22 protein-coding genes and 3 tRNA genes are annotated in these 25,722 nt (G+C 70.3%); 12 read left to right on the top strand and 13 right to left on the bottom strand.

The features are described from left to right. The first annotated feature begins 6 nt into the window (after positions 1-6). The 7 genes from recF (at position 7) to DEU32_RS15290 (ending at position 7,279) form a co-directional block, all read left to right on the top strand. Positions 7-1,233: a DNA replication/repair protein RecF gene (recF, locus tag DEU32_RS15320; protein WP_114851294.1), complete on the top strand. Its 1,227-nt coding sequence runs from the start codon at positions 7-9 to the stop codon at positions 1,231-1,233. Beyond that, entirely contained in the window at positions 1,233-1,733 is a 501-nt protein-coding gene (locus tag DEU32_RS15315) for a DUF721 domain-containing protein (protein ID WP_058741037.1), read from the top strand. The genes recF and DEU32_RS15315 overlap by 1 nt, the downstream gene beginning before the upstream one ends. 133 nt (positions 1,734-1,866) lie before the next feature. Further along, entirely contained in the window at positions 1,867-3,876 is a 2,010-nt protein-coding gene (gene gyrB / locus DEU32_RS15310; RefSeq protein ID WP_114851293.1) for a DNA topoisomerase (ATP-hydrolyzing) subunit B, read from the top strand. A gap of 116 nt (positions 3,877-3,992) precedes the next feature. Further along, the gene (gene gyrA / locus DEU32_RS15305; RefSeq protein ID WP_058741038.1) at positions 3,993-6,623 is read left to right on the top strand and encodes a DNA gyrase subunit A; all 2,631 of its coding nucleotides are present in this window, start codon (positions 3,993-3,995) and stop codon (positions 6,621-6,623) included. Beyond that, positions 6,616-7,023, top strand: a complete 408-nt coding sequence (locus DEU32_RS15300; RefSeq protein ID WP_058741039.1) for a DUF3566 domain-containing protein — start codon at positions 6,616-6,618, stop codon at positions 7,021-7,023. Before gyrA ends, DEU32_RS15300 begins: the two co-directional genes overlap by 8 nt. A 75-nt stretch (positions 7,024-7,098) precedes the next feature. Beyond that, positions 7,099-7,175: transfer RNA gene (locus tag DEU32_RS15295), tRNA-Ile, on the top strand. A 31-nt stretch (positions 7,176-7,206) separates the two neighbouring features. Then, a tRNA-Ala gene (locus tag DEU32_RS15290) sits at positions 7,207-7,279 on the top strand. A gap of 306 nt (positions 7,280-7,585) precedes the next feature. Here DEU32_RS15290 and DEU32_RS15285 read toward each other — a convergent pair. Next, a complete protein-coding gene (locus DEU32_RS15285; protein ID WP_058741040.1) occupies positions 7,586-8,161 on the bottom strand; it encodes a hypothetical protein in 576 nt (191 codons plus the stop codon). A gap of 116 nt (positions 8,162-8,277) precedes the next feature. On the opposite strand from DEU32_RS15285, the gene DEU32_RS15280 reads away from it, so the two are divergent. Then, a complete protein-coding gene (locus DEU32_RS15280) occupies positions 8,278-8,817 on the top strand; it encodes a peptidylprolyl isomerase (protein WP_058741041.1) in 540 nt (179 codons plus the stop codon). 5 nt (positions 8,818-8,822) lie between these two features. Then, positions 8,823-9,692, top strand: a complete 870-nt coding sequence (locus tag DEU32_RS15275) for a rhomboid family intramembrane serine protease (RefSeq protein WP_114851292.1) — start codon at positions 8,823-8,825, stop codon at positions 9,690-9,692. 371 nt (positions 9,693-10,063) lie between these two features. Here the strand turns inward: DEU32_RS15275 and DEU32_RS15270 are convergent, their stop codons facing one another. Next, positions 10,064-10,318 (bottom strand): cell division protein CrgA, encoded by a 255-nt coding sequence (locus DEU32_RS15270; RefSeq protein ID WP_058741043.1) that lies wholly within the window; start codon positions 10,316-10,318, stop codon positions 10,064-10,066. Between the two features lie 82 nt (positions 10,319-10,400). Between DEU32_RS15270 and DEU32_RS15265 the strand changes: the two genes are divergently transcribed. Further along, the gene (locus tag DEU32_RS15265; RefSeq protein ID WP_114851291.1) at positions 10,401-11,045 is read left to right on the top strand and encodes an aminodeoxychorismate/anthranilate synthase component II; all 645 of its coding nucleotides are present in this window, start codon (positions 10,401-10,403) and stop codon (positions 11,043-11,045) included. Positions 11,046-11,380: 335 nt separating this feature from the next. On the opposite strand, the gene pknB is transcribed toward DEU32_RS15265, so the two are convergent. From pknB to DEU32_RS15230, 7 genes are all read right to left on the bottom strand, one after another. Continuing rightward, positions 11,381-13,174 carry a Stk1 family PASTA domain-containing Ser/Thr kinase gene (gene pknB / locus DEU32_RS15260; protein ID WP_258554896.1) on the bottom strand — a complete coding sequence of 598 codons (1,794 nt, stop codon included), beginning with the start codon at positions 13,172-13,174 and terminating at the stop codon, positions 11,381-11,383. Positions 13,175-13,295: 121 nt separating this feature from the next. Continuing rightward, on the bottom strand, positions 13,296-15,044 hold the full coding sequence (locus DEU32_RS15255; RefSeq protein WP_114851289.1) for a protein kinase domain-containing protein: 1,749 nt from the start codon (positions 15,042-15,044) through the stop codon (positions 13,296-13,298). Further along, a complete protein-coding gene (locus tag DEU32_RS15250; RefSeq protein ID WP_058741046.1) occupies positions 15,041-16,495 on the bottom strand; it encodes a penicillin-binding protein 2 in 1,455 nt (484 codons plus the stop codon). The genes DEU32_RS15255 and DEU32_RS15250 overlap by 4 nt, the downstream gene beginning before the upstream one ends. After that, positions 16,492-17,928, bottom strand: a complete 1,437-nt coding sequence (locus tag DEU32_RS15245; RefSeq protein ID WP_058741047.1) for an FtsW/RodA/SpoVE family cell cycle protein — start codon at positions 17,926-17,928, stop codon at positions 16,492-16,494. The genes DEU32_RS15250 and DEU32_RS15245 overlap by 4 nt, the downstream gene beginning before the upstream one ends. After that, positions 17,925-19,277 (bottom strand): Stp1/IreP family PP2C-type Ser/Thr phosphatase, encoded by a 1,353-nt coding sequence (locus DEU32_RS15240; protein WP_058741048.1) that lies wholly within the window; start codon positions 19,275-19,277, stop codon positions 17,925-17,927. The genes DEU32_RS15245 and DEU32_RS15240 overlap by 4 nt, the downstream gene beginning before the upstream one ends. Positions 19,278-19,284: 7 nt before the next feature. After that, the gene (locus tag DEU32_RS15235; RefSeq protein ID WP_058741049.1) at positions 19,285-19,842 is read right to left on the bottom strand and encodes an FHA domain-containing protein; all 558 of its coding nucleotides are present in this window, start codon (positions 19,840-19,842) and stop codon (positions 19,285-19,287) included. Beyond that, positions 19,839-20,519, bottom strand: a complete 681-nt coding sequence (locus DEU32_RS15230; RefSeq protein WP_114851288.1) for a DUF3662 and FHA domain-containing protein — start codon at positions 20,517-20,519, stop codon at positions 19,839-19,841. Before DEU32_RS15230 ends, DEU32_RS15235 begins: the two co-directional genes overlap by 4 nt. Positions 20,520-20,629: 110 nt before the next feature. Between DEU32_RS15230 and DEU32_RS15225 the strand changes: the two genes are divergently transcribed. Then, positions 20,630-20,716 (top strand) — tRNA-Leu (locus DEU32_RS15225). A 226-nt stretch (positions 20,717-20,942) separates the two neighbouring features. Here DEU32_RS15225 and DEU32_RS15220 read toward each other — a convergent pair. After that, complete coding sequence (locus DEU32_RS15220; protein ID WP_114851287.1) at positions 20,943-21,806, bottom strand: aminoglycoside phosphotransferase family protein; 864 nt, start codon at positions 21,804-21,806, stop codon at positions 20,943-20,945. A gap of 84 nt (positions 21,807-21,890) precedes the next feature. Here DEU32_RS15220 and DEU32_RS15215 point away from each other — a divergent pair, with 84 nt between their 5' ends. Continuing rightward, on the top strand, positions 21,891-22,802 hold the full coding sequence (locus DEU32_RS15215; RefSeq protein WP_114851286.1) for a GNAT family N-acetyltransferase: 912 nt from the start codon (positions 21,891-21,893) through the stop codon (positions 22,800-22,802). 114 nt (positions 22,803-22,916) lie between these two features. Here DEU32_RS15215 and DEU32_RS15210 read toward each other — a convergent pair whose 3' ends face one another. The 3 genes from DEU32_RS15210 to DEU32_RS15200 are packed head-to-tail and all read right to left on the bottom strand — an operon-like array spanning position 22,917 to position 25,546. Next, complete coding sequence (locus DEU32_RS15210) at positions 22,917-23,609, bottom strand: YdcF family protein (protein WP_114851285.1); 693 nt, start codon at positions 23,607-23,609, stop codon at positions 22,917-22,919. A 3-nt stretch (positions 23,610-23,612) separates the two neighbouring features. Continuing rightward, the gene (locus DEU32_RS15205; protein WP_114851284.1) at positions 23,613-24,290 is read right to left on the bottom strand and encodes a response regulator transcription factor; all 678 of its coding nucleotides are present in this window, start codon (positions 24,288-24,290) and stop codon (positions 23,613-23,615) included. Beyond that, on the bottom strand, positions 24,287-25,546 hold the full coding sequence (locus DEU32_RS15200; RefSeq protein WP_258554895.1) for a sensor histidine kinase: 1,260 nt from the start codon (positions 25,544-25,546) through the stop codon (positions 24,287-24,289). The genes DEU32_RS15205 and DEU32_RS15200 overlap by 4 nt, the downstream gene beginning before the upstream one ends. Between the last annotated feature and the right edge of the window lie 176 nt (positions 25,547-25,722).

The following is a 25,722-nucleotide window of genomic DNA, read 5'->3' as shown; positions in this document are numbered from 1 at the left end:
GCCCGCGTGCACGTCGACCACCTGCAACTCACCGACTTCCGGAACTACCGGGAGGCGGAGGTCGACCTCGTACGCGGGCCGAACCTGTTCGTCGGACGGAACGGCCAGGGCAAGACGAACCTGGTCGAGGCGATCGGGTACCTGTCCACCCTCGGGTCGCACCGGGTCCCGACCGACGCCGCCCTCGTCCGGCAGGGCTGCGATGCCGCGATCGTCCGCGCGCGCCTCGCCCACGAGGACCGCAGCATCCTCGCCGAGGTGCAGATCAACCGCACCGGCTCGAACCGGGCGCAGGTGAACCGCGCCGCGATCAAGCCCCGCGAGCTCCCGCGCTACTGCACGAGCGTGCTGTTCGCCCCCGAGGACCTCGCCCTCGTCCGCGGCGAACCCTCTGGCCGGCGACGCATGCTCGACGAGCTCCTCGGCCAGATCGCCCCGCGCATGCAGGGCGTGCTCGCCGACTACGACCGGACGCTCCGCCAGCGCAACACCCTGCTGAAGTCCGCGCGGGCCACCGGGTCACGGTCCGGGTCGCTCGCGACGCTCGACGTCTGGGACGAACGCCTCGTCGCGTTCGGCGCCGAGATCATCGCCGCACGCGACCACCTGACCCGGCGACTCGCCCCCTTCGTCACCGAGGCCTACGCGACCGTCGCCGGTGAACGCCACGAGGCGAGCATCGCCGGCGTCCTGAGCGTGCGCGGCGGCGACCCCGAGGACGCGGCGGCGACCGATCCCGTGCTCGGCACCCCGGACGAGCCGGTCTCGGTCACCGCGGCGGCCGATGCCTTCCGGGCCGCCCTCGAGCGGCGTCGACGGGACGAACTCGACCGCGGACTCACCCTCGTCGGGCCGCACCGCGACGACGTCCTGTTCCAGCTGAACGGGTTACCTGCGCGTGGTTACGCCTCACACGGGGAATCGTGGTCCTTCGCACTGGCCGTCCAGCTCGCCAGTGCCGCCGTGCTCCGGGCGGAGTCCTCGCTGGGGGACCCGATCATCATCCTCGACGACGTGTTCGCCGAACTCGACGAGTCCCGCAGGGAGCGCCTGGCCGGCGCGGTCGCCGACTACGAGCAGGTACTCATCACCGCGGCCGTGTTCGGCGACGTGCCGGAGCAGCTCGCGGCACACACCGTCCGGATCGCGGCGGGCACCATCGTGACCGACGGGGCGGACGCGAGCCGTGCCTCCAGTCCGACCGCCCCGAGCACGACGGTCGACGGCGTCTGATGCCGAAGCCCGTCAAGCCGACCGAGCCCGCCCGGGTCTACCGCCACCTGCGCGCGGTCTACGGCGACCCGTCGCTCCGCACCGTCGACGCCCGCCGCCGGCGGGCACGCGAACTCGACGCCGACACCGTCCCGTACGGCAAGGGGCGCGAGCCCCGCGGCCTGGGCGACGTCGTCGGCTCGCTGGCCGCCGAGCTCGGCTGGACCGAACCCCTCGCCCGCTCCGAGCTCTTCGTGGACTGGCCCGCCGTGGTCGGCGACGAGCTCGCGAAGCACTCCCGGCCCATGACCATCGACGACGGCGCACTCGTCATCCGCTGCGACTCGACGGCGTGGGCGACGCAGCTCCGGCTGATGCGGTCGACCATCACGACGACCATCGCCGAGCGGCACCCGGAGGCGGGCGTGCAGTCCATCCGGGTTTCCGGGCCGGACGTCCCCACGTGGAAACGCGGTCCCAGGACCGTTCAGGGGCGCGGCCCCCGCGACACCTACGGCTAGCCAGACGAAATCGTCCTCAGGGACGAAAAAAGCCCGTCTGGAGGCCGGATACGCCCTCGAGGAGGGGGTCCCTGCGGTAGACTGGGGAGTGCAGTGTGCGGGTGTTCCGCGCGCAGGCAGGAGCACCTACGACATGGCAGCAGAATCTGACGACGACCGGACGATCCCGCAGGGCGAGACCGAACAGGCTCCGCAGTCGGAACCATCGTACGGCGCAGATCAGATCCAGGTGCTCGAGGGGCTCGAAGCCGTCCGCAAGCGCCCCGGCATGTACATCGGTTCGACGGGCCCGCGCGGTCTGCACCACCTCGTGCAGGAGATCGTCGACAACTCCGTCGACGAGGCCCTCGCGGGCTACTGCGACACGATCGACGTCACCATCCGCGAGGACGGTGGCGTCCGCGTCGTCGACAACGGCCGCGGCATCCCGGTCGACGTGCACGCGGCCGAGGGCGTCTCGACGCTCCAGGTCGTGCTGACCGTCCTGCACGCCGGCGGCAAGTTCGGCGGCGGCGGGTACGCGGTCTCCGGTGGTCTGCACGGCGTCGGCTCCTCGGTCGTGAACGCGCTCAGCTCCGAGCTCGACGTCGAGGTCCGGCGACAGGGTCACGTGTGGCGCCAGAGCTACACCGACGGCGTGCCCGTGGCCCCGGTGTCGCAGGACGAAGCCACGGACGAGACCGGCACCACGATCACCTTCTGGCCGAACGCCGACATCTTCGAGACCGTCGAGTTCGACTACGAGACGCTCCGCACGCGCTTCCAGCAGATGGCCTTCCTCAACAAGGGCCTGCGGATCAGCCTGCGCGACGAGCGCACCCCGGACGAAGGCGAGGAGTCGCGCAAGGACTCCTTCCGGTACGAGCGCGGCCTGCCGGACTACGTCGAGTACCTGAACTCGCAGAAGAAGGCCGACCTGGTCCACCCGGACGTCATCGCCATCGAGGCCGAGGACACCGACCGCAAGATCGCGCTCGAGCTCGCGATGCAGTGGAACACCTCGTACCAGGAGAGCGTCCACACCTTCGCGAACACGATCAACACGCACGAGGGTGGTACCCACGAAGAGGGCTTCCGCGCCGCGCTGACCTCGCTGGTGAACCGCTACGCGCGCGAGGCCAAGATCATCAAGGAGAAGGACGACAACCTCACGGGTGACGACATCCGCGAAGGCCTGACGGCCGTCATCTCCGTGAAGCTCGGCGAGCCGCAGTTCGAGGGCCAGACGAAGACGAAGCTCGGCAACACCGAGGCGAAGTCCTTCGTCCAGCGGGTCGTCGGCACCGAGCTCGCCGATTGGTTCGACCGCAACCCCACGCAGGCGCGCGACGTCATCCGCAAGGCGATCCAGGCCTCGCAGGCGCGCATCGCCGCCCGCAAGGCGCGTGAGACCACCCGCCGCAAGGGGCTGCTCGAGTCGGGCGGCATGCCCGGCAAGCTCAAGGACTGCCAGTCGAAGGACCCGACGGTCTCCGAGATCTTCATGGTCGAGGGCGACTCGGCCGGTGGCTCGGCGGTCCAGGGGCGCAACCCCATGACCCAGGCGATCCTCCCGCTGCGCGGGAAGATCCTGAACGTCGAGAAGGCCCGGCTCGACCGCGCGCTCGCGAACCAGGAGATCCAGTCGATGATCACGGCGTTCGGCGCCGGCATCGGTGAGGACTTCGACCCGGACAAGGCCCGGTACCACAAGATCGTGCTGATGGCCGATGCCGACGTCGACGGCCAGCACATCACGACGCTGCTGCTCACGCTGCTGTTCCGCTACATGCGTCCGCTCATCGAGCGCGGCTACGTGTACCTCGCGCAGCCGCCGCTGTACCGCCTGAAGTGGTCGAACTCGGCGCACGAGTACGTGTTCAGCGACCGGGAGCGCGACGCGCTGATGACCGCCGGCCTCGCCGCCGGCAAGCGCATCCCCAAGGACAACGGGATCCAGCGTTACAAGGGTCTGGGCGAGATGGACTACAAGGAGCTGTGGGACACCACGATGAACCCGGACACCCGGACGCTCCTGCAGGTCACGCTCGAGGACGCGGCAGCGGTGGACAGCGTCTTCGCGACGCTCATGGGCGAGGACGTCGAGTCGCGTCGCCAGTTCATCCAGCAGAACGCCAAGGACGTTCGCTTCCTCGACATCTAGACCGGCCTGGAGGCGCGGTGCCAGCCGCGTCGACCAGTCCCGACCACCTGTGGTCGCGCCCGGCGCGACCGACGGAACCCCTGCCTCCAGGCAGTGCAGAAAGGTGACCAGGCCACATGGCTGACGACAACGAGACGAACGACGAGCAGCCCGAGATCGTGCACGGCGACTCCGGCGACATCGTCGTCTCCGGCGACCGCATCTCGCAGGTCGACCTGCAGCTCGAGATGCAGCGGTCGTACCTCGACTACGCGATGTCCGTCATCGTCGGACGCGCCCTGCCCGAGGTCCGCGACGGCCTGAAGCCGGTGCACCGCCGCGTGATCTACGCGATGTTCGACGGCGGCTACCGCCCCGACCGCGCGTTCTCGAAGTGCTCGCGCGTCGTCGGCGACGTGATGGGGCAGTTCCACCCGCACGGTGACAGCGCCATCTACGACGCCCTCGTGCGCCTGGTGCAGCCGTGGTCGCTCCGGTACCCGCTCGCGCTCGGCCAGGGCAACTTCGGCTCGCCGGGCAACGACGGCGCCGCCGCACCGCGGTACACCGAGACCAAGATGGCGCCGCTCGCCATGGAGATGGTCCGGGACATCGACGAGGACACCGTCGACTTCCAGGACAACTACGACGGCCGCACCCAGGAGCCGTCGATCCTGCCGGCGCGCTTCCCGAACCTGCTCGTCAACGGGTCGGTCGGCATCGCGGTCGGTATGGCGACGAACATCCCGCCGCACAACCTGCGCGAGGTGGCCGCCGGCGCCCAGTGGGCACTCGAGCACCCGGACGCCACCCGCGAGGAACTCCTCGGGGCGCTCATGCAGCGGATCAAGGGTCCGGACTTCCCGACCGGCGCCCAGATCCTCGGCACCAAGGGCATCCAGGACGCCTACCGGACCGGTCGTGGCTCGATCACGATGCGCGCGGTCGTCAACGTCGAGGAGATCCAGGGCCGCACGTGCCTGGTCGTCACCGAGCTGCCGTACCAGGTGAACCCGGACAACCTCGCGATCAAGATCGCCGAGGGCGTGAAGGACGGCAAGCTCGCCGGCATCGCGGACATCCGCGACGAGACCTCCGGCCGCACCGGCCAGCGCCTGGTGATCGTGCTGAAGCGCGACGCCGTGGCGAAGGTCGTGCTGAACAACCTCTACAAGCACACGCAGCTGCAGGAGAACTTCGGCGCGAACATGCTCGCGATCGTCGACGGGGTGCCCCGCACCCTGGCGCTCGACGGGTTCATCTCGGCGTGGGTCGACCACCAGATCGACGTCATCGTGCGTCGGACGCAGTACCGCCTGCGCGAGGCCGAGAAGCGTGCGCACATCCTGCGGGGCTACCTCGCCGCGCTCGACGCCCTCGACGAGGTCATCGCACTCATCCGCCGCTCGCCCGACGTCGAGGAAGCCCGCACCGGGCTGATGGACCTGCTCAGCGTCGACGAGATCCAGGCGCGCGCGATCCTCGAGCTGCAGCTCCGTCGCCTGGCCGCCCTCGAGCGCCAGAAGATCCACGACGAGGCCGACGAGCTCGAGCGGAGGATCGCCGACTTCCAGGACATCCTGGCGTCGGAGACCCGGCAGCGCACGATCATCGGCGAGGAACTGGCCGAGATCGTCGACCGGTTCGGCGACGACCGCCGCAGCGAGATCCTGCTCGGCTACGACGGCGACATGTCCATCGAGGACCTCATCCCCGAGGAGGAGATGGTCGTCACCATCACCCGCGGCGGGTACGTCAAGCGCACGCGGAGCGACAACTACCGCTCGCAGCACCGCGGCGGCCGCGGCGTCAAGGGCGCCCAGCTCCGCGCGGACGACATCGTCGAGCACTTCTTCGTCACGACGACGCACCACTGGTTGCTGTTCCTGACCGACCAGGGTCGCGTCTACCGGGCGAAGGCGTACGAACTGCAAGAGGGCGGCCGCGACGCCAAGGGCCAGCACGTCGCCAACCTGCTCGCGATGCAGCCCGACGAGCAGATCCAGCAGGTGCTCGACATCCGCGACTACGAGGCCGCGCAGTACCTCGTGCTCGCCACGTCGCAGGGCCTCGTGAAGAAGACCGCGCTGACCGAGTACGACACGAACCGCACCGGCGGCATCATCGCGATCAACCTGCGTGAGGGCGACAAGCTCGTCCAGGCGCTGCTCGTCGACGAGACCGACGACCTGCTCCTCGTGTCGAAGCACGGCATGTCGCTGCGCTTCACCGCGACGAACGACACCCTCCGCCCGATGGGGCGGTCGACCTCCGGTGTGAAGGGGATGTCCTTCCGCGACGACGACGCGCTGCTCGCGGCTCGGGTCGTCTCGGACGACGGCTACGTCTGGGTGATGACCGAGGGCGGCTACGCCAAGCGCACCGGTGTCGACCAGTACCGGGTCCAGGGCCGCGGCGGTCTCGGCATCAAGGTCGCCAAGTTGGCGGCCGACCGGGGCGACCTCGTGGGCGCTCTCATCGTCGGTGAGGACGACGAGGTGCTCGTCGTGCTGCAATCGGGCAAGGTGGTAAGGTCTGCCGTGTCCGAGGTGCCCGCCAAGGGTCGCGACACGATGGGTGTGGTCTTCGCGAGGTTCGCGGAGAACGACCGGATCATCGCGGTGGCCCGGAACAGTGAGCGGAACCTGGACGACCAGGACGACGCCGAGATCGAGCCCGCGGGCCCGGTGGAGACGGTCAGCCCTGACGAAGCGGCCCCCGAACCGACCGAGACCGTGGCCGGAGAGGACCAGTCAACCAATGAGTAGTGTCGCCGAGAAGCTCCAGAAGAAGGCGAAGCGGCCCGTCGGCACCCGTCAGGTGCGGCTGCGGCTCGTGTACCTCGACTTCTGGTCGATGGTGAAGCTGTCCTTCCTCATCGCCCTGGCCGGGTCCATCGTGATCGTCGTCGCCACGGCGCTGGTGTGGGTCATCCTGAACCAGACGGGCGTGTTCACCCAGGTGGACTCCCTGCTGAAGGACGTCACCGGGCAGAACAACTACTCGATCATGGACCAGTTCTCGCTGGGCCAGGTGCTCGGGTTCTCCGTCGTGGTGGGCATCCTCAACGTGGTCGTCGGCACCGTGCTCGGCGCGATCGTGAGCGTCCTCTACAACCTCAGCGTGCGGATCACCGGCGGCCTGCTCGTCGGCTTCACGAACAACTGACACACCCGGCCGGATGGCATCCGCCGCTCGATTTCGCACTTCGGGATCGGTACGGTAGGCTTTCATCCGGTCTGAGGGGCTATAGCTCAGGCGGTTAGAGCGCTTCGCTGATAACGAAGAGGTCCAAGGTTCAAGTCCTTGTAGCCCCACCATCCACTCCCCGTCCAGTACGCTGGACGCTCCGGGGCCTTAGCTCAGTTGGTAGAGCGCCTGCTTTGCAAGCAGGATGTCAGGAGTTCGATTCTCCTAGGCTCCACTCGCAGAAGCCCCTGGTCGCCACTTCGTGGCTTCCCAGGGGCTTCGTTCTGTGCTTGTCAGCGCCTCCGGCGCGCCGCTCCGCGATGGGAGCGTCCCGCGCGCGCGGCACGCTCGGGTGTCCTCGTCGAGGTTCCGAAATTGCGGCATCTCGGGGTCGCCGCGGGCTCTGATTGGCACCCCGGTGCGCTTCGTGCGGAGTGTTGCGGCACTTCGACGTGGCGCGCTCGGGGGTGTTGCGGACCCGTCGGCGGGGACGACGAAGGGCCCCGGCGTGTGCCAGGGCCCTTCGTACGAACCGAGGAGGTCAGGCGGCGGGCTTCTCCGCCGTGTCCGCGTCGTCGGCGACCCAGAGGTCGTCGTCCGCGCGGAGCGTCTGGTACGCAGCGTAGGCCGCACCGGCGACCGCGACGACACCGACCACGATGAGGGCAACCCCACCGAAGCCGAGGCCCTTCTTCTGGTGTCCGGGCGTGTACTTCGCGGCGGCCTTCTTGGCCTTCTTGCCCTTCTTCTGGGCGTCCTTCACGATCTTCTTGACGCGCGGGTCCTTCGCGAGGTCCTTCACGCTGAGGACCGAGCCGGCCGTCGCGACCAGGCCGGGGACGACCTCGGTCTGGAAGCGGTGCGAGGCGTTCTGCGCGGCAGAGGTCGCAGCGTGCACGCTCGTGGCGACCGCGGGACGGATCCCGTTGTCGATCGCGTTCTGCACGCGGGGCGCGATGTCCTTGCGGGCTGCGTCGGCAGCGTGCGAGCGGGCCTCGGCGAGGATCGCGTTCGCATGCTCGAGGACCTTGCGCTGCTCGCCGAGGAGCGAGGCGGTCTTGCCCTTGAGCTTCTTGATCTGCTTCCGACGCTTGCGCGGGATCTCGATCGTCGTCATCTGGTACCTCCATCGGATCGGCGTGTCCCCATCCTGCCACCGCGACGCCTGACAGGTCACGGAGCCTCTGCTGTGTGATCCGTGTCACCGTCAGCCGTACATGCGAGAATCGGAACATGTCTCTGCACACCGCTGTCGCAACGATCCACACGAACAAGGGCGACATCCGCGTCAACCTGTTCGGCAACCACGCCCCGAAGACCGTCAAGAACTTCGTCGACCTCGCGACGGGCAAGCAGGAGTGGACGCACCCCGGCACCGGCAAGGTCTCCACCGACAAGCTCTACGACGGTGTCGTCTTCCACCGCATCATCAAGGACTTCATGATCCAGGGCGGCGACCCGCTCGGTCAGGGCATCGGCGGCCCCGGCTACCGGTTCGACGACGAGATCCACCCCGAGCTGACCTTCCAGGAGCCGTACATCCTCGCGATGGCGAACGCCGGCATCCAGGGTGGCCGCGGCACGAACGGCTCGCAGTTCTTCATCACGACCGTTGCCACCCCGTGGCTGCAGGGCAAGCACACCATCTTCGGTGAGGTCGCGGACGACGAGTCCCGCGCCGTCGTCGACGCGATCGAGGGCGTCGCCACCGACGGTCGCGACAAGCCCGTCGAGGACGTCGTCATCCAGAGCATCGACGTCGAGGACGTCTGAGCTCGGTGACGGACCAGGCCGCGAACCGCGCCGACTACTGCTACCGGCACCCGGACCGGCAGAGCTTCATCCTGTGCCAGCGGTGCGGGCGGACGGTCTGCACCGAGTGCCAGACGCCGGCAGCGGTCGGCGTGCACTGCCCGGAGTGCGTGCGTGAGCAGCGCGCGGCCTACACGGCGAACCGACGTGCGTCGGGGGCGGCGAGCGGCCTGACGGTCGCCCGCCGCCGCTTCGCCATGCTCGACCAGAAGGCCACCGTCGTCATCATCGCGGTGTCGGTGGTCATCTGGCTGCTCGACCAGATCACCGGTCGGTTCTTCACGACGTGGTTCGCGTACTACACGCCCCTCGTCGGCACGCAGCCGTGGCGGATCGTCACAGGGCTGTTCGTCCACTCCTCGATCCTGCACATCGCCTTCAACATGTTCGCGGTGTACATCTTCGGCCGGATCCTCGAGAACCTGCTCGGGACGTGGCGCTTCCTCGCGCTGTACTTCCTCGCGGGCCTCGGCGGCGACGTCGCAGTGTCGTTCCTGACTCCCGGGACGCCGGTGGTCGGGGCGTCCGGCGCGATCTTCGGTCTGTTCGCGGCGTTCTTCATCATCCAGCGCAGCCTCGGCTACAACGCCGTCCAGCTGCTCGTCGTGATGGGGTTGAACCTGCTCGTCGGCTTCCTGCCCGGGACGAACATCTCGTGGCAGGCACACGTCGGTGGAATCGTGATCGGCTTCCTGACCGGGCTCGTGTTCGCGCGGACGCGGAACGTCAAGCAGCGCGGGCTGCAGATCGGCCTGCTCGTCGCCGAGGCGGTCGTCCTGCTCGGCGCCATCGCGGCGGCCTACGTCGCCATCGGCGGGTACGGCCTGCTCCGCTGAGTCGCACCCGTCCGAACCGCCTGACGCCCCGTCGCACCCCCTGGTGCGGCGGGGCGTTCGCCGTACTGACCGTCGCGGAGCGGCTTTTCCACACGACCGGCGCGATTTCTCCACAGCTGTGGACAAGTCGGTGAGTTACACGCGTGTGATTATCCCCACTGTGGAATCAGGTGTGGATAACTCGGGGATCGTGGTGTGGATGTCCGTGTGGAAAGTGTGGAGAACTGTGGAGAAGGGGCTGCTCGATGTGGAGAGCGCGTCCTCGGGCCCGCTCCGCCTGTGGACAGGACGTGGCAAGCCGAGGGCTGGACGAACGACGACGCCCGCCGGACCGTGCAGGGTCCGACGGGCGTCGTGTACGGGTGGGGTGACTAGCGCCAGCGGGTGGTCATCAGGAAGCCGACGAACATGATTCCGAACCCGATGAGGATGTTCCACGAACCAAGGGACGGCACCGGCAGGGTCGTGTTCGAGATGTAGAAGACGATGACCCAGGCGAGCCCGACGAGCATGAACCCGAACATGACGGGCTTGAACCACACGGGGTTGGGCTGGTCCCCCGCCGTGTCGACCGAGTCGGCTCGGGTCCTCCGGGCGGGCTTGGTGCGGTCCTTGTCCTTGGCCATGGCCGGTATCCTACCGTGACCGCGTGTGTGGGAAGACCCTCAGGAGCCCGCGCACATCCTCCACGAGTACGGTGATCCGACCATGACCAAGATCCTCGTCGTCGACAACTACGACAGCTTCGTCTACACGCTGAACGGCTACGTGCAGCAGCTCGGAGCGGAGACCGACGTCGTCCGCAACGACGCCTTCCCGGAGTCCGAGATCGCCGAGCGCATCGCGGACTACGACGGCGTTCTGCTCTCCCCGGGTCCCGGCACCCCCGCGGACGCAGGCGTCTCGATCCCGACCGTCCGGGCGGCGATCGCTGCCGACAAGCCGTTGCTCGGTGTGTGCCTCGGACATCAGGCCATCGCGGAGGCCCTCGGTGCGACGGTGACCCACGCCGAAGAACTCATGCACGGCAAGACCTCGCAGGTCGACCACGACGACAGCATGCTCTTCGCCGGCGTCCCGCACCCGTTCACGGCCACCCGGTACCACTCGCTCGCGATCGTCGACGGCACCGTGCCCGACGAACTCACCGTCACGGCGCGAACCGGTGGCGGCGTCATCATGGGCGTGCAGCACCGCGAGGCCCCCGTGTACGGCGTGCAGTTCCATCCCGAGTCCGTGCTCACCGAAGGCGGCTACCGGATGGTGGGCAACTGGCTCGAGACCACCGGCCTGCACGGGGCTGCCGAGCGGGCTGCCGACCTGACCCCTCTCATCGCGACGCCGCGTGCCTGAGCCGGCCGCGCCAGCGGAGCCGGCCTGACCGAGCGGGACCGGCGGAGCAGCCCAGCCCGCGAGGAGTGCAGACGCCAGGGCCCTGACGCATGCCGGGGCGCTGACGCATGCCGGGGCGCTGACGCATGCCGGGGCGCTGACGCATGCCGGGGCGCTGACGCATGCCGGGGCGCTGACGCCAGCAGGAGTACCGGTATCGACCGGTCCGCTGACGTGAGCCTGCCCGCAGACGTGAGCAGGAACACCAGCGTGGGCCAGCGCGCCGACGCGCCCACGATCCTCCAGACCGGCGAGCCGACACCGCGCCGGACGCGAGCCCAGCGAGGCGCTGCGGTCTAGAGGCCGCTGGAACCCGAGGCCGGTGCGCCCGTGGCGGGCGCGGACGGCTGCTGGGTGGGCTTCTGTGCAGAGGCCGCGCAGTACGTGAGCACGATCGTGCTGCCCTGCGCGACGTCGCCGGCGGGCGCGCTCTGCTGCAGCACCGTGCCGCCGGTGCACGAGTACGCCGGGGCGGGCTGCACCGTCAGACCGAGCTGTGCCAGGGTCGCGTTCGCCGTCTGGAACGGCTGCTGCGTGACGTTCGGCAGCTGGACCTTGCCGTTCGAGACGGTGAGGTTGACGACCGAACCCTTGGCGAGCTGCGTGGCGGACCCGGGGTCAGAGCTCATCACGGTGCCCTCGGGCACGTCGGGCGAGTAGTCGGTGTTGATCGCGCCGACCTGGAGGCCGGCAGCCTCGAGTGCCTGTTGTGCGGCGTCCTGGGTCTGCCCGGCGGTGTCCGGTACCGCAACCTGCTCCGGCCCGAGCGACACCACGACCCGGATGCTCTGGTTGCGCGCAACGTTCGTGCCCGAGCCCGGCTCGGTGCGGATGACGGTGTCCTTCGGGACACTGTCGGAGTTCTCGCCGACCTCGACCGGGCTGAGGTCGCGCTTGTCGAGGTCCGACTTCGCGGAGTCCCACGTCGCGCCGACCACGTTCGGGACGGAGACCGACGACGAGACCGGCGCCTTGCCGGGCTGCAGGTTCGCGACGAAGAAGCCGACGCCGACGATCACGGCGACCGTCAGGATGATGCCGAGCCAGATCCACGCGACCGGGGGACGGTTCTGTGTGCGCTGCGGGCGGTGCTCCGCCGTGTCGTCGTCGAGCTCGCGGAAGGCGACCGCCGGGTTGGAGGTCGTCCGCGGGTTGACGCCGAAGAGCATCGTCGATGCGTCGTTGGCGGCGTTCTGCGCCAGCTTCCGGGTCGATGTCGGGACCTTGCCCTGCGCTGCCTGCTGCAGGTCGGTTCGGAACTCGGCCGCGTTCTGGAAGCGTCGCGTCCGGTCCTTCACCAGGGCGTGCAGGGTCACCGCGTCGAGCGCCGGTGAGACGTCGGCCGAGATCGTCGACGGCGCGACGGGCTGCTCGCTGACGTGCTGGTAGGCGACGGCGACCGGGGAGTCCCCGACGAAGGGCGGGCGGCCGGTGAGGAGCTCGAAGAGCACGACACCGGTGGAGTAGATGTCGGTGCGGGCGTCGACGGTCTCGCCGCGCGCCTGCTCCGGGGAGAAGTACGAGGCGGTCCCGAGGATCGACGTGGTCTGCGCCACCGTGGCCGACGTGTCCGTGATCGCGCGGGCGATCCCGAAGTCCATGACCTTGACCTGGCCGGTGTTCGTGACCATGACGTTCGCGGGCTTGATGTCCCGGTGCACGACGCCCGCGCGGTGCGAGTACTCGAGGGCGGTCAGGATGCCCTCGGTGATGCGGATCGCCTCGTCCGGAGCGATGGGCCCGTCGGCGACGATGTCGGAGAGCGCACGGCCCTCGACGTACTCCATGACGATGTAGGGGACCTGCACCTCGGCGCCGGAGTGCTCGGCGACGGTCTCTTCGCCGGCGTCGTAGACACGGACGATCGTCGGGTGCGCCATGCGTGCGGCCGCCTGGGCTTCCTGTCGGAAGCGGATGCGGAAGGACGGGTCGTTCGCGAGGCTCGGCTTGAGGAGCTTCACCGCGACCTTGCGGCCGAGACGGGTGTCGTTGCCGACGTGCACCGTCGCCATGCCGCCGCGACCGATGACGTCACCGATCTCGTAGCGGTTGGCGAGGAGCGTGATCCCCGCGGTCACACCTTCTGGCACGTACTCCTCCGAATGTCCGTCCGGGACAGTGTACGGCAGCACTTCCTGGCGGGAGGCTGGTGACGGGGACCTCCGGACAACCGTTACGCAACGGTGTCGGAAGCCCCCGTCCGGGTGGCGATCAGCCGTTCGACGAGCCGTTCCCGTTGCCGTTGCCGGTGCCGTTCCCGTTGCCGGTGGGCGTCGGGGAGGGCGTGACCGTCCACGTCGCGGTGGCGGGGTCCGAGTCCTCGGAGGCGGCGAGGCTCCCGCACGTCACGTTGTACGTGAAGGTGACGTCGTCGCCGGCGGCGTCCGCCTGGATCGTGACCGCCGTCGAGCTCGTGTCGCCGGAGGTCGCGCCGGAGGCGTCCTTCCCGCCGGTGACCTTCCACGAGTACTTCGACACCGAGTAGCCGTCCGGGCAGGTCGCGGCGGACCAGCTGAACGTGACCGAGCCGCTGCTCGAGACCGGGCCCGCCGTGGGGGTGTTCGGCTTGTTCGCCGTCGGCGGGGTCGTGTACTGCGTGACCGTGATGGTCGTGCCCTCGACGACGCTGCCGGTCGGCGTCAGGTCGGCGACGGTGTTCGCCTGGTCGGCGGTCGGTGCCGGGCTGCCGTCCTGGACGTCGACGACGAAGCCCAGCCCCTCGAGCGCCGAGCGCACCTGGTCCGTCGGCTGCCCGACGTACTGCGACTTGTCGAGGAACTGGCGCACCTGGGTCGGGCTGGGCGTCGGGGTGTTGCTCGGCTTCGGGGTCGACTGGGTGGCGGTCGCCGACGGCGTCGGGTCCGCGGAGCCGCCGTTGTTCAGCGCGAGGGCTGCGATGACGCCCGCGATCACCAGGACCGCGAGGGCACCGACGAGCCACCAGATCCAGGCGCGCTTCTTCTTCGGTTCCTCGTCCTCGGGCGTCACGGGCGAGCCGGGCGTCCGCGGCGGACCGCTCAGTGAACCGGCCTGGGTGCCGATGAGCGCCGTCGCCTGGTCGTCGCCCTGGCCCTGCGGCGGGTTGAACGCCACCGTACCGGCACCGCCGATCGCGGGCACCGCGACCGTGGCCGCGGCGACGTCCCCGCGGCGCAGCGCCTGTGCCGCACGTGCCAGGTTCGCGGCGGTCGCGGGACGGTCGGCCGGCTTCTTCGCGATGCAGGACAGCACGAGGGCGGCGACGGGCTCCGGCACGTCCGACGGCAGCGCAGGCGGCTGCTCGTTGATGTGCGCCATCGCGATGGCGACCTGCGACTCGCCCGTGAACGGACGGCGACCGGCGAGGGCCTCGTACGCCACGATGCCGAGCGAGTAGACGTCCGTCGAGGGCGACGCGGGGTGACCGCTCGCCTGCTCGGGCGACAGGTACTGGACCGTGCCCATCACCTGGCCGGTCGCGGTGAGCGGGACCTGGTCGGCGATGCGGGCGATGCCGAAGTCGGTGATCTTGACGCGACCGTCCGGCGTGATGAGCAGGTTGCCGGGCTTGATGTCGCGGTGCACGAGCCCGACCGCGTGCGCGGCCTGGAGCGCGTTCGCCGTCTGCGCGACGATGTCGAGCACCTTGTCGACGGGGAGCGTGTGCTCGCGCTCGATCATCGTGGACAGGGCTTCGCCGGGGACGAGCTCCATCACGAGGTAGGCGCTGCCGTCCTCTTCGCCGTAGTCGAAGACGTTCGCGATGCCCTCGTGGTTGACGAGCGCAGCGTGCCGGGCCTCGGCGCGGAAGCGCTCGAGGAAGCCCGGGTCACCGAGGTACTCGTCCTTGAGGATCTTGAGTGCGACGGTCCGCCCGATGACCAGGTCGGTGGCCTGCCAGACCTCGCCCATGCCGCCGATCGCGACGCGGGAGGAGAGCTGGTACCGCCCACCGAAGGTGAGTCCGCTGGTGGGTCTCATTTGTTCAGCACCGCCTCCATGACTTTCTTCGCGACCGGGGCCGCGACCGTGTTGCCGACGCCGGACTGCCCGAGCCCGCCGCCGTTGCCGACGACGACCGCGACGGCCACCTCCGGGTCCTTCGCGGGGGCGAACCCCGTGAACCAGAGCGTGTACGGGCTGCCCGTACCGCCCTCTGCCGTGCCGGTCTTCCCTGCGACGTCGACACCGTCGATCTTGGCATTGGTGCCGGTCCCGGCGTTCACGACGCTCTGCATCGCCTCGGTCAGGTCGGCCGACTCCGAGGCGGACAGCGGGTCGCTGTACTGCTTCGGCGAGAAGGACTCGACGGTCTTGAGGTCGCTCGTCGTGATCGAGTCGACGAGGGACGGCTGCATGACCTTGCCGCCGTTCGCGATCCCGGCGGACACCATCGCCATCTGCAGCGGCGAGACGCGCACGCTGGCCTGGCCGAAGGCGCTCAGCATGAGCTGGGCGGTCGAGTCGACGTCCGGGTACTGGCTCGCGGTCGCCTTCATCGGGACCTCGATCTGGTCGCCGAAGCCGTACTCGTCGGCCATCGACTTGATCTCGTCGTACCCGAGCTTCTGCCCGAGCTCGGCGAACGGGATGTTGCAGGAGTACTGGATGGCGGTCCGCAGCTTGACGGTGTCGCCGCCACCGCAGGAACCGCCCTCGGCGTTGTTGATGTACGTGCTCGTGCCCGGCAGCTGCAGCCGCGACGGGTTCGGGAACTCGGAGTCGAGGTCGTACTTGCCGTCCTTGAGCGCGGCCGAGGCGACGATGAGCTTGAACACCGATCCCGGCGTGTACAGGTCGCCGCCGATGGCGCGGTTCTGCAGCGGCGTCGGGCTCTGTGCCAGCAGCGCGTCGTACTGCTGCTTGACGGCCGCGGTGTCGTGCGAGGTCAGCGCGTTCGGGTCGTAGTCGGGCTTGGACACCATCGCGAGGATCTTGCCGGTCTTCGGCTGGATGGCCACGACCGCGCCGGTGTTCTGCCCGAGGGCGTCGTACGCGGCCTGCTGCACGTCGGGGTCGATCGTCAGGTTGACGTTGTCGCCCTGGACGTCCTGGCCGGTCAGGATCGCGTTGAGGTTCTGGAAGAACGACGCGTCGGAGTTGCCGGACAGGACGGCGTTCTCGGCGCTCTCGATGCCGGCGTTGCCCTGGCCGATCGTGAAGTACCCGGTGACGGCCGAGTAGAGCGCGCCGTTCGTGTACTTGCGCTGGTACTGGTACTGGTCGTCCGACGGCGTCGACTCGGCGATCGGGCTGCCGTTCACGAGGATGGCGCCGCGCTTCGTCGAGTAGCTGTCGAGGATGGTGCGGGAGTTGCGTGCGTCGGCGCGCAGGGAGTCGGACGCGAAGAACTGGATGGACGTCGTCGACACGAAGAGCGCGACGAACATGAGCACGATCACGGTCGAGACGCCGCGGAGCTGTCGGTTCACCGGCTGGCCTCCTTCCTGCGCGCGGCCTTCCCCCGCGGTGCGGGGATCGCACCCTGCTGGACGCGCTGTTCGGCGGGGATGGCGTCGGTCAGTCGCAGCAGCATCGCGGCGATGATCCAGTTGGCGATGAGGGAGGAGCCACCAGCGGCCATGAACGGTGTCGTCAGGCCGGTGACGGGGATGATCCGGGTGATGCCGCCGACGACGACGAACACCTGCAGCGCGATCGTGAAGCCGAAGCCCACACCGAGCAGCTTGCCGAAGTCGTCCTGCGCCATGAACGCGACCCGGAGGCCTCGGGACGCCAGGACGATGAACAGCGCCAGGATCGCGAAGACGCCGATCAGGCCGAGTTCCTCGCCGAGGGACGCGACGATGTAGTCGGCGTTCGCGACCGGGGTGATGTACGGGCGGCCCTGACCGAGCCCGGTGCCCGTGATGCCGCCGTTCGCGAAGCCGAACAGGCCCTGCACGAGCTGGTAGCTGCCCTGCGTCGCGCGGTCGTAGATGGTCTGGTCGAACGGGTCGAGCCACTGCTCGAAGCGGCCGCGCACGTACACGAGCGCCGCCTGCGCCACGATCGCGCCGCCGACGAAGAGCGTCAGACCGATGGCGACCCAGCTGAGCCGGCCGGTGGCGACGTAGATCATCACCAGGAACAGCCCGAAGTAGAGCAGTGCGGTGCCGAGGTCGCGCTGGAAGACGAGGACCGCCATCGCGGCGCCCCACATCACCAGGATCGGACCGAGGTCCCGGGCACGCGGGAAGGTCATGCCGAGGAACTTCCGACCGACGATCGACAGCGAGTCGCGGGCCGTGACGAGGTAGCCGGCGAAGAACAGCGCCATCGTGATCTTCGCGAGCTCGCCCGGCTGGAACGAGAACGGGCCGATGCGGATCCAGACCCGGGCGCCGCCGATGTTCTCGCCGATCCCGGGCAGCATCGGCATGAGCAGCAGGAAGATCGTCAGCGCCATGAAGATGTAGCGGTAGCGCTGCAGGAAGCGGTGGTTCCGGACCACGACGACGGTGATCGTCGCGAGCACCATCGCGAGCATCGTCCAGACGATCTGCTTCACGCCGATCGCGTCCCAGCCGGTCAGGCCGTTGTGGACGTCGATCCGGTAGATCTCGGCGATGCCGATGCCGTTGAGCACGAGCGCGACCGGCAGGACGAACGGGTCGGCGTTCTTCGCGACGACCCGCAGCACGACGTGCATGACGAGCGCGAGCCCGAGGATGCCCGCGCCGACCCAGAGCACGCCGGTGTCGAAGAGCCGACCCTTCGTGCCGAGCTGCACGAGGACCATCGCCCCGGCGCAGATGCCGCAGGCGATGACGAGCAGCACGAGCTCCAGGTTGCGGGCGCGGGCCGGCTCACGCAGCTTGATCGTGATCGCCTGCGTGAAGGACTGGGAGGTCGTGGCGCTCATCCGCCGGACCCCGGGGTCGGGGACGCCGTCGGCGTGGGCGACGCCGTGGACGTCGGCGACGGCGATGCGCCGTCCCCGCCGGTCCCGGCCTGGTCCTGCCCGGTCTCGGCGGCCTTGCGCAGGCGCTCGACGATCTCGCGGGCGTCGTCGAGCGACGTGGCGTTGATCGTCGAGCGGACGTTCTCGCGGGTGTACTCGGGCAGGGAGCGGACCGAGATGTCGCTGTCCTCGTAGACGTCCGACAGCGCGATCGGACCGATCGACTGCTGGACGCCCTTGTAGATCGCGACGGTGCCGCGGTCACTGCCCACGTAGTAGTGCGCCTGGATGATCCGCCAGCCCAGGAAGACCGCGCCGACGAGGAGCGCGACGGCGGCGACGAGCGCGACCGTCCAGGCGATCCGGCGACGGACACGACGACGGCGGTCCTCGGCGATGAGCTCCGCGAAGTACTGGTCGGACTCGGGCTCGAAGTGCGAGTCCTCCGGCGCGGTGGAGACCTTGAGCGGGTGCAGCAGGATCGTGGGGAGGCGGATCGGCTTGCGGCCGGTCGCCGCCTCGAACGTCAGCGGCGCGGCGGCGGACCCGACGGTCGTGGCGGCGTCGTCGGAGTCGTCGACCTCGGCGTCGGTGACGTCCATCACGACGACCGTCACGTTGTCCGGGGCGCCGTGGTCGAGCGTCTCCTTGACGAGCCGCTGCGTGACCTGGTTCGCGTCCATCGTCGACGCGAGCGCGTGGCGGATGCGCTCCTCGGCGAGGTACGACGACAGGCCGTCGGAGCAGAGCAGCCAGCGGTCGCCCGGCTGGATGTCCATCACGGCCGTGTCGACCTCGGGCGCGGCGTCGACGTCACCGAGCACGCGCATGAGGACCGAGCGGCGCGGGTGCACGGCGGCTTCCTCGGGCGTGATCCGTCCGCTGTCGACGAGTCGCTGGACGAACGTGTGGTCCGAGGTGATCTGCTGCAGCTCCCCGTCGCGCATGCGGTAGATGCGGGAGTCGCCGATGTGCGCGATCGCGATCTGGTCGCCGACCCGGATGAGCGCGGACACCGTGGTGCCCATGCCCGTGAGCTCCTGGTGCTCGAAGACGGTCTCGGTGATGAGCTGGTTCGCCGCGATGAGCGCCGACTGCAGCGCGAACTCGGCGTCGTGCGCCGAGGGGAACTCGCGGTCCACCTCGCGGATGCGCCGGATCGCGATCGCCGAGGCGACGTCGCCGCCGGCGTGCCCGCCCATGCCGTCCGCGACCGCGAACAGGTGGGCGCCGGCGTAGCCGGAGTCCTGGTTGTTGGCGCGGATGCGCCCGACGTGGGACACAGCGGCGCTCAGCGTGCGAGCCGTCATGTCCGGGTTACCGCCGCAGCTCGAACGTCGTCGTCCCGATGGTGATCGGCGTCCGCTCCCCGACGGTGACGGGGGCGGTCACCTTCTGCCCGTCGACGAAGGTGCCGTTCGTGGAGTCGAGGTCGGTGAGGACCCAGCCGGAAGCGCGGAGCTCGAGGCGGGCGTGGTTGGTCGAGGTGTAGTCGTCGCGGATCACGACGTTCGACTCGCTCGAGCGCCCGATCGTGATGGGCCCGCCGCCGAGCGGCATCTCCATGCCCTCGCGGGAGCCCTCGGTGATGACGAGTCGCGTGGCCACCCCGGTTGCGGTGGCCTGCGTCGGTCCCGGGGACTGGCCGATGAGTTCCGTGAACGCCCCGGCTGATGCGGACGCGGCCGCGGGGGCCGCCGTCGGTATCGCGGGGGTCGTCGGACCGGAGGCACCGGCCTTGGGATCGGTCGGGATGGTGCGGACGCGCTGGCCGAACAGGTCGCTCCGCAGGGCGAAGACGATCACGAACACGAACAGCCAGAGCACCGCGAGGAACGCGAAGCGCAGGACGAGCAGGGTCAGCCCTGTGGTCATCGAGCACCTCCGTCGTTCTCGGGGATCACCCGGAACACCATACGGGTACGACCGATCTCGATCGTGGAGTCCGGTTCGACGATCGCCTGCTGGAAGCGCTCGCCGTTCAGCTTCGACCCGTTCGTGGAGCCGAGGTCGTTGGCCTGCGCGTGCTTGCCGTCCCAGACGATCTCGACGTGCTTGCGGCTCGTGCCGGTGTCCGCGACCGTGATGTCGGCATCCGTCCCGCGACCGATGACGGTCCGGCCCCGGTGCAGCTTGTGTCGCTGCGACCCGATGTCGAGGACGGCGACCCAGGCGACGTCCCGCTGCACGGTCGACGAGTCGATCTGCAGGATGCCGGTCGACAGCGTGCCGTCCTGCTGCAGTCGGATGGTCACCGGACCGGAGAACGAGTAGTTCTGCGCGACGGCGTGCTGCTGCACCATCTGGGACAGCTCGTCGATGAGCGGACGCCCGATGTCGTGCATGCGCGTGTGGTCCGGCGGCGCGAGGCGCACCGTGAACTCGTTCGGCACGAGGATGCGCTCCCGCGAGACCACGGCGGCCTTCGTGTCGAGCTCGCGCCGGAGGGCACTGGAGATCTCGACGGGCTGCACGCCGGAGCGGAAGGTCTTCGCGAAGGCGCCGTTCACGGCGCGCTCCAACCCTCGCTCGAAGCTGTCCAGCAGGCCCATGTGTCTCCAGTGTCGTCGGTCAGGGACCCCTGCATGGTAGTGGTTGGCCCCGGTGCGCGTCTGAACGTGGTCATGGAGGCACTCCGCAGCGTGCTAATGTTGCCGGGCTGGCGCGAGTGGCGGAATTGGTAGACGCGCACGGTTCAGGTCCGTGTGCTGGAAACGGCGTGGGGGTTCAAGTCCCCCCTCGCGCACCACGCAGGAGAAGGCCCCCGGAGGAATCCGGGGGCCTTCTCGCATTCTCGGTGACGGCCGGCGCGCAGGTGATCGCGAGCCGGCCACGGGGTGACGGCAGCGACGCGGCGGGCGTACCACGGGCCTCCTGGCCGGCGGTCCGTCTGCGCGCGCGTCCCCCGGACTGGAGGCGCGGATCCCGTCCGTCGCGCCGCGCGCGACCGTCGTCCGGTCACCGTCCGCATCCGCTCACCACCGGTCGTCGGTGAAGGCCGCGAGGGCATCGGCGAGCATGTCGTTTCCCTGTTGCTCGAACCGGCGGTCCCCGACCGCGTGCGCCCACACCGCGGTGCCGATCGCCTCGCGGAGCTGCAGCCAGCGCCAGGCGTCGGCGGTCCGCGGGTCGCCGCCGTAGCCGTCGGTGAACACGCGCTCGAGCGCCGGCTCGTGCCGCCAGTGCTGCACGGCGACGCGCGTGCAGTCGGTCATCGCCGGGCGGAACGCGAACCGGCCGAAGTCGATCGCCCGGAGCCGACCGTCGTCGACGATCCAGTTCCGCGCCTGCCAGTCGCCGTGGGTCGGGACGAGGACCACCGGGCCGACGGGGTGGTGGGCGAGCAGGGTGCGGAGCCGATCGACCCGGTCGGCTGGGATGCCGTGCGGGTGGTCGAGGAGACCCGTCGTCTTCGCACGCTCGCGCTCGAGCCACGTCGCGTCGGGCCGGGACGCCTGGTCGTGGAGTCGCCGAAGGAGCTGCCCGGCCTGCCGGTGCACCGCCGGGTCGTGCTCGTCGGGGGTGCCGAGGGCGAGACGCCCGGGCACCCGCTCGAGCACGAGGACCCGTGCGGTTTCGTCGGCGGCGCGGAGCCGCCCGGCGTCGCCGTGGGCCACGAGGGCGGCCGTCCACCCGCGGTGTGCCTCGAGCTCGCGTGGGAAGTGCGTGTTGTCGGGGCCCGACGCCTTGACCGTCCACTCCGATCCAGCGGCCCGGACGTGCAGCACGACCGTGTCGAGCAGCCCCCACGACTCGTCGGCGACGACCTCGGCGTCGGGCAGCACCCGCCGGACCGCCTCGCGCTGTTCCGGCGTCAGCCGGGTTCGTCCCCACCCCATGTCGGCACGGTAGCCGCTCGGGTCGGCCGCGTCACGAGGGGCAACGATGCCTGTGGACAGACGCATTGGGCGGAGGATGTGTGGATGACGACCACCGCCGACACCGCCCTGCCCGTCCGTCCGGGGGAGCTCCCGACCGCGCGCCCGTCGGACGTCGCGGCCGTGGTCGACCGGGCACGCGACCGCTTCGCGGTGGGGGTGCTCGCCGACACGACCGGGTGGACCGAAGCCGAGCGCACACTCCTGGCCGACCTGGGGTTCCGGGACGACGACCGCGGTGTGGACCTGTGGGCCCTCGACCTGTCCCGGGCCGCGGACGGCACCCCGACGCGCGTCCTCGACAACCCGGCGCTCGCGGCGCTCGACTCCCACCACGCGCGGTTCGCCGAGTGGCGCGGGAGGATCGTCCGGTACCTGCCGGACGTGTCCGTGTGGATCGGCATCCCCGCCCGGGCGACACCGGACGACTGGGAGGACGTCCGGGTGCTCGCCGGCTCGGGTGCCGTGGTGCGGGTCGGACTGGATGACGTCACGCCGGCGGGGTGGCTGCCCGTCGAGAGCGCCGGCGGCGTGCAGCTCACGGGGGAGTCGGTGGCAGGAGAACCCGACGACGAGGCCGTCGTGCTGACGCCGGACGACGTGCCGGAGATGACCGCCCTGGTCGAGCGGACGAAGCCCGGACCGTTCCTGCCGCGGACGATCGAGCTCGGGACCTACCTGGGCATCCGTCGCGGCGGGCGGCTCGTCGCGATGGCCGGTGAGCGGCTGCACCCGCCGGGGTGGACCGAGATCAGCGCCGTCTGCACGGACCCCGAGCACCGCGGGCAGGGGTTCGGTCGACGGCTGGTGCTCGCGGTGGCGCACGGCATACGGGCCCGAGGTGAGGTGCCGCTCATGCACGCGGCCGCGGGCAACACCGGGGCGATCGACCTGTACGAGCACCTCGGCTTCCGGCAGCGGGAGCGCGGCGCGCTGCGGTTCGTGCAGGTCCCCTGACCGGCGCCGACCCGTCGTCGGCGCGTCCCCGACCCGTTCCCGACCGTCAGCGGACGCCGACGAGCTGCCCGGTGACGACGGCCGCTGCGAGCACGACGAACGGTCCGAGGGCGATCACGCTGACCCAACGGTGCTCGACGAGCAACGCGACGAACTCGCACAGGAACGCGCTCGGGACGGAGTACCGGGCGGTCCGGGAACCGACGACCTGCGCGTCCGCGCCGAGCTGCGGGCCAACGAGGCCGTCCGCAGCACGTGGTAGTCGCTCGTGACGAGCAGGACCGGCCCCGACCGACCGTGGTCGCGGAGGAGCTCGGTCGATCGCTCGATGTTCTCGCGGGTGGTCGTCGAGCGGTCCTCTGCCAGGACGTCCTGCGCCGGGACGCCCTGCTCGAGCAGGTACTCCCGCATCGCCGACGCCTCGGACCGGACCTCGTCGGACCCCTGCCCGCCGGACGGCACGAGGAGCGGACGGTTCCCCCGGTCGCGCTCACCGCGGTACACCCGGAGCGCACGGTCGAGCCGGCCGCGCAGCAGCGGGGTGACCGTGCCGTCCCGCCGCAGTCCGGCGCCGTGCACGACGACGGCGGTCGGGGACAGGCCGTGCCGCATCCGGCCGTAGACCACCGAGTAGACCGCGAACGACACGAAGGCGGCGCTGGCGGACGCCGACACGAGACCGAGGAGTGCGGCGACGGACAGCCCGACGAGTCCGAACCACACGACGAGCAGGACTGCGGCCACCGGCAGGGCGAAGACCGCGATGCCGGCGAGCAGCGAGAGCTGGTTGCCGAGGCTGCGCGACATCGGTCAGGGCTCGCGTGCCCCGGCGAGCCCGTGGTCGTGCGCGTACACGACGAGCTGCACACGGTCGCGCAGAGCGAGCTTGCCGAGGATGCTCGAGATCTGCGTCTTCACGGTGGACTCGGTCACGAACTCCTTCGCGGCGATCTCGGCGTTCGACAGCCCGCGGGACGCCCACCCGAACACGATCCGCTCCCGGTCCGTCAGGGTCTGGAACGCCGGCGGCTGCGGTGCCGGGGCGCGCTCGACGTCGGCGCCGAACAGCTGCGTCAGGTCGTTCGGTGCGATGACCGAGCTGCCCTCGTGCACGGCGCGGACGGCGGCGAACAGGAAGGGCGGGGTGGTGTCCTTGAGCAGGAACCCGCTCGCGCCGAGGCGGATCGCGGTCGCCGCTGCGGGGTCGAGGCCGAACGTGGTGAGCACGATCACCCGGGGGAGCGGCGCACCGACCGGCCCGTCGTCCGCGAACAGCCGCCGGACCGTCTCGACACCGTCGACCCCGGCCATCCGCATGTCGAGCAGCACGACGTCGGGGCGGAGCTCGGGGATCGCGGCGAGGGCCTCGGCGCCGTCGGAGGCCTCGCCGACGACGACCATGTCCTCCTGGGCGTCGAGCACCACCCGGAGCCCGGCGCGGAACAGTGCCTGGTCGTCGGTGAGCAGGATGCGGATCGGGTCGGTCATCGGTTCGTCCCCCCTCGGACGTCGAACGGGATGCGTGCTCGTGCGGTGAACACGTCGTCGAGCACGGCGGCGTCGAACGAGCCGCCGATCGTGGTGAGTCGGGTCTGCATGCCGGTGAGCCCCCGGCCCGAGCCCCGCGGGTGCGCCGCGAGCTCGTCGATCCCCAGGCCGTCGCCGACGGGCAGGGCGGCTCGGGGCACGGCGTTCTCGACCTCGAGCACGAGGTCGGCGGAGCGCCAGGTCTCCCGGACCTCGACGGCGCCGCCGGGGACCCCGTGCCGGAGCGCGTTCGTCAGCATCTCCTGCAGCACCCGTCTGGCAGCGGTCCCGTGCACGGCCCCGAGTGGTCGGGCGGTCCCGCGGACGGCGTGCTCGACGTCGACGCCGGCGTCCCGGATGCCCCGGACGATCTCCTCGAACGAGGTCGGGTCGGCGGTGGCGTCGGAGCCGTCGATGTGTCCGAGGACCTGACGCACCTCGGTGAGGGAGCTCCGGGCGGTGCTCGCGATCGTGGCGCTGACCTCGCGGATGCGGGCCTCGTCGTCGAGGAACGGCACCGAGTCGGCCTGGGCGATGATCACCGCGAGGGAGTGGCCGACGACGTCGTGGACGTCGCGGGCGATGTCGGCGCGGATGCGCTCGGCCTCGGCCTCGTCGACCGCGCGCGTGGCGACGGCCTCGGCGCGGTTCGCCACCGCCTCCGCCCGGGAGGCGGCTGCCTCGGCGTCGACGCGACGGACGGACTCGGCGTTCTGCGACCGGACGGCCCGGGTCGCGAGTCCGGATGCCCAGACCGCGACGAGCGCGAGGGTCGGAGCGGCGAGCACGAGGACCGCCTGGTCCGTGGGCCCGCTGTTCAGCAGGAGCGCGTAGCGGTAACCGGTCCTGGAGAGGTACATCGCGGCGGTCGCTCCGGCCACCACCGCGAGCAGACCGGCGAGGACGACCTCCAGCCGCGTGCCGACGATCGCGACGCTGCCGATCACGACGAACAGGGCGAGGTCCACGAGGGAGGGGCGCTCGCCGCCGAGCACCTGCACGACCCCGAGGGCGACCGCGGCGAGCATCGCGCCGGACGGCGAGAACCGTCGGACGGCGATCGCGGCGGTGGCGGTCGCGACGGCGGGCAGGCTCGCGTGCTCGAGTTCGAGGTCGATCGGGGCGAGGAACACCAGCGCGGCCAGGAGCGCCCAGGTGACGTCGGCGACGACACTGCGGAGGGGCAGCGGTCTGGTGAACCCGCGCCCGTCCCTCACGGGTCGATCATCGCACGACGGCCGGGCGTGGCGGCGGTCACGGGACGGGCGACATCGCCACGAGGGCGGCGGCGGTGACCGCGACGATGGCGGCGCAGGTCACGAGGGTGGCGATCACGTGCTTGGTCGAGCTCTCCATGGCACCCAGGTTCCCGTGGTGGATGCCCCTCCGGCAT

It is taken from the genome of Curtobacterium sp. AG1037, from assembly GCF_003349855.1.
In the GTDB taxonomy this organism is placed as follows: Bacteria; Actinomycetota; Actinomycetes; order Actinomycetales; family Microbacteriaceae; genus Curtobacterium; species Curtobacterium citreum.
The sequence above is the reverse complement of the archived record's forward strand: the minus strand, read 5'-3'. Positions and strand labels throughout refer to the sequence as shown.

What these genes read in the sequence shown, in the direction of transcription:
- DEU32_RS15280 (WP_058741041.1), top strand. Translation starts at nt 8,278, where the DNA reads ATGTCTCTGCACACCGCTGTCGCAACGATCCACACGAACAAGGGCGAC.
- DEU32_RS15210 (WP_114851285.1), bottom strand. Translation starts at nt 23,609, where the DNA reads ATGTCGCGCAGCCTCGGCAACCAGCTCTCGCTGCTCGCCGGCATCGCG.
- DEU32_RS15300 (WP_058741039.1), top strand. Translation starts at nt 6,616, where the DNA reads ATGAGTAGTGTCGCCGAGAAGCTCCAGAAGAAGGCGAAGCGGCCCGTC.
- DEU32_RS15265 (WP_114851291.1), top strand. Translation starts at nt 10,401, where the DNA reads ATGACCAAGATCCTCGTCGTCGACAACTACGACAGCTTCGTCTACACG.
- DEU32_RS15220 (WP_114851287.1), bottom strand. Translation starts at nt 21,806, where the DNA reads ATGGGGTGGGGACGAACCCGGCTGACGCCGGAACAGCGCGAGGCGGTC.
- DEU32_RS15240 (WP_058741048.1), bottom strand. Translation starts at nt 19,277, where the DNA reads ATGACGGCTCGCACGCTGAGCGCCGCTGTGTCCCACGTCGGGCGCATC.
- DEU32_RS15245 (WP_058741047.1), bottom strand. Translation starts at nt 17,928, where the DNA reads ATGAGCGCCACGACCTCCCAGTCCTTCACGCAGGCGATCACGATCAAG.
- DEU32_RS15270 (WP_058741043.1), bottom strand. Translation starts at nt 10,318, where the DNA reads ATGGCCAAGGACAAGGACCGCACCAAGCCCGCCCGGAGGACCCGAGCC.
- DEU32_RS15235 (WP_058741049.1), bottom strand. Translation starts at nt 19,842, where the DNA reads ATGACCACAGGGCTGACCCTGCTCGTCCTGCGCTTCGCGTTCCTCGCG.
- gyrB (WP_114851293.1), top strand. Translation starts at nt 1,867, where the DNA reads ATGGCAGCAGAATCTGACGACGACCGGACGATCCCGCAGGGCGAGACC.
- DEU32_RS15205 (WP_114851284.1), bottom strand. Translation starts at nt 24,290, where the DNA reads ATGACCGACCCGATCCGCATCCTGCTCACCGACGACCAGGCACTGTTC.
- DEU32_RS15230 (WP_114851288.1), bottom strand. Translation starts at nt 20,519, where the DNA reads ATGGGCCTGCTGGACAGCTTCGAGCGAGGGTTGGAGCGCGCCGTGAAC.
- DEU32_RS15255 (WP_114851289.1), bottom strand. Translation starts at nt 15,044, where the DNA reads ATGAGACCCACCAGCGGACTCACCTTCGGTGGGCGGTACCAGCTCTCC.
- DEU32_RS15215 (WP_114851286.1), top strand. Translation starts at nt 21,891, where the DNA reads ATGACGACCACCGCCGACACCGCCCTGCCCGTCCGTCCGGGGGAGCTC.
- DEU32_RS15315 (WP_058741037.1), top strand. Translation starts at nt 1,233, where the DNA reads ATGCCGAAGCCCGTCAAGCCGACCGAGCCCGCCCGGGTCTACCGCCAC.
- gyrA (WP_058741038.1), top strand. Translation starts at nt 3,993, where the DNA reads ATGGCTGACGACAACGAGACGAACGACGAGCAGCCCGAGATCGTGCAC.
- DEU32_RS15285 (WP_058741040.1), bottom strand. Translation starts at nt 8,161, where the DNA reads ATGACGACGATCGAGATCCCGCGCAAGCGTCGGAAGCAGATCAAGAAG.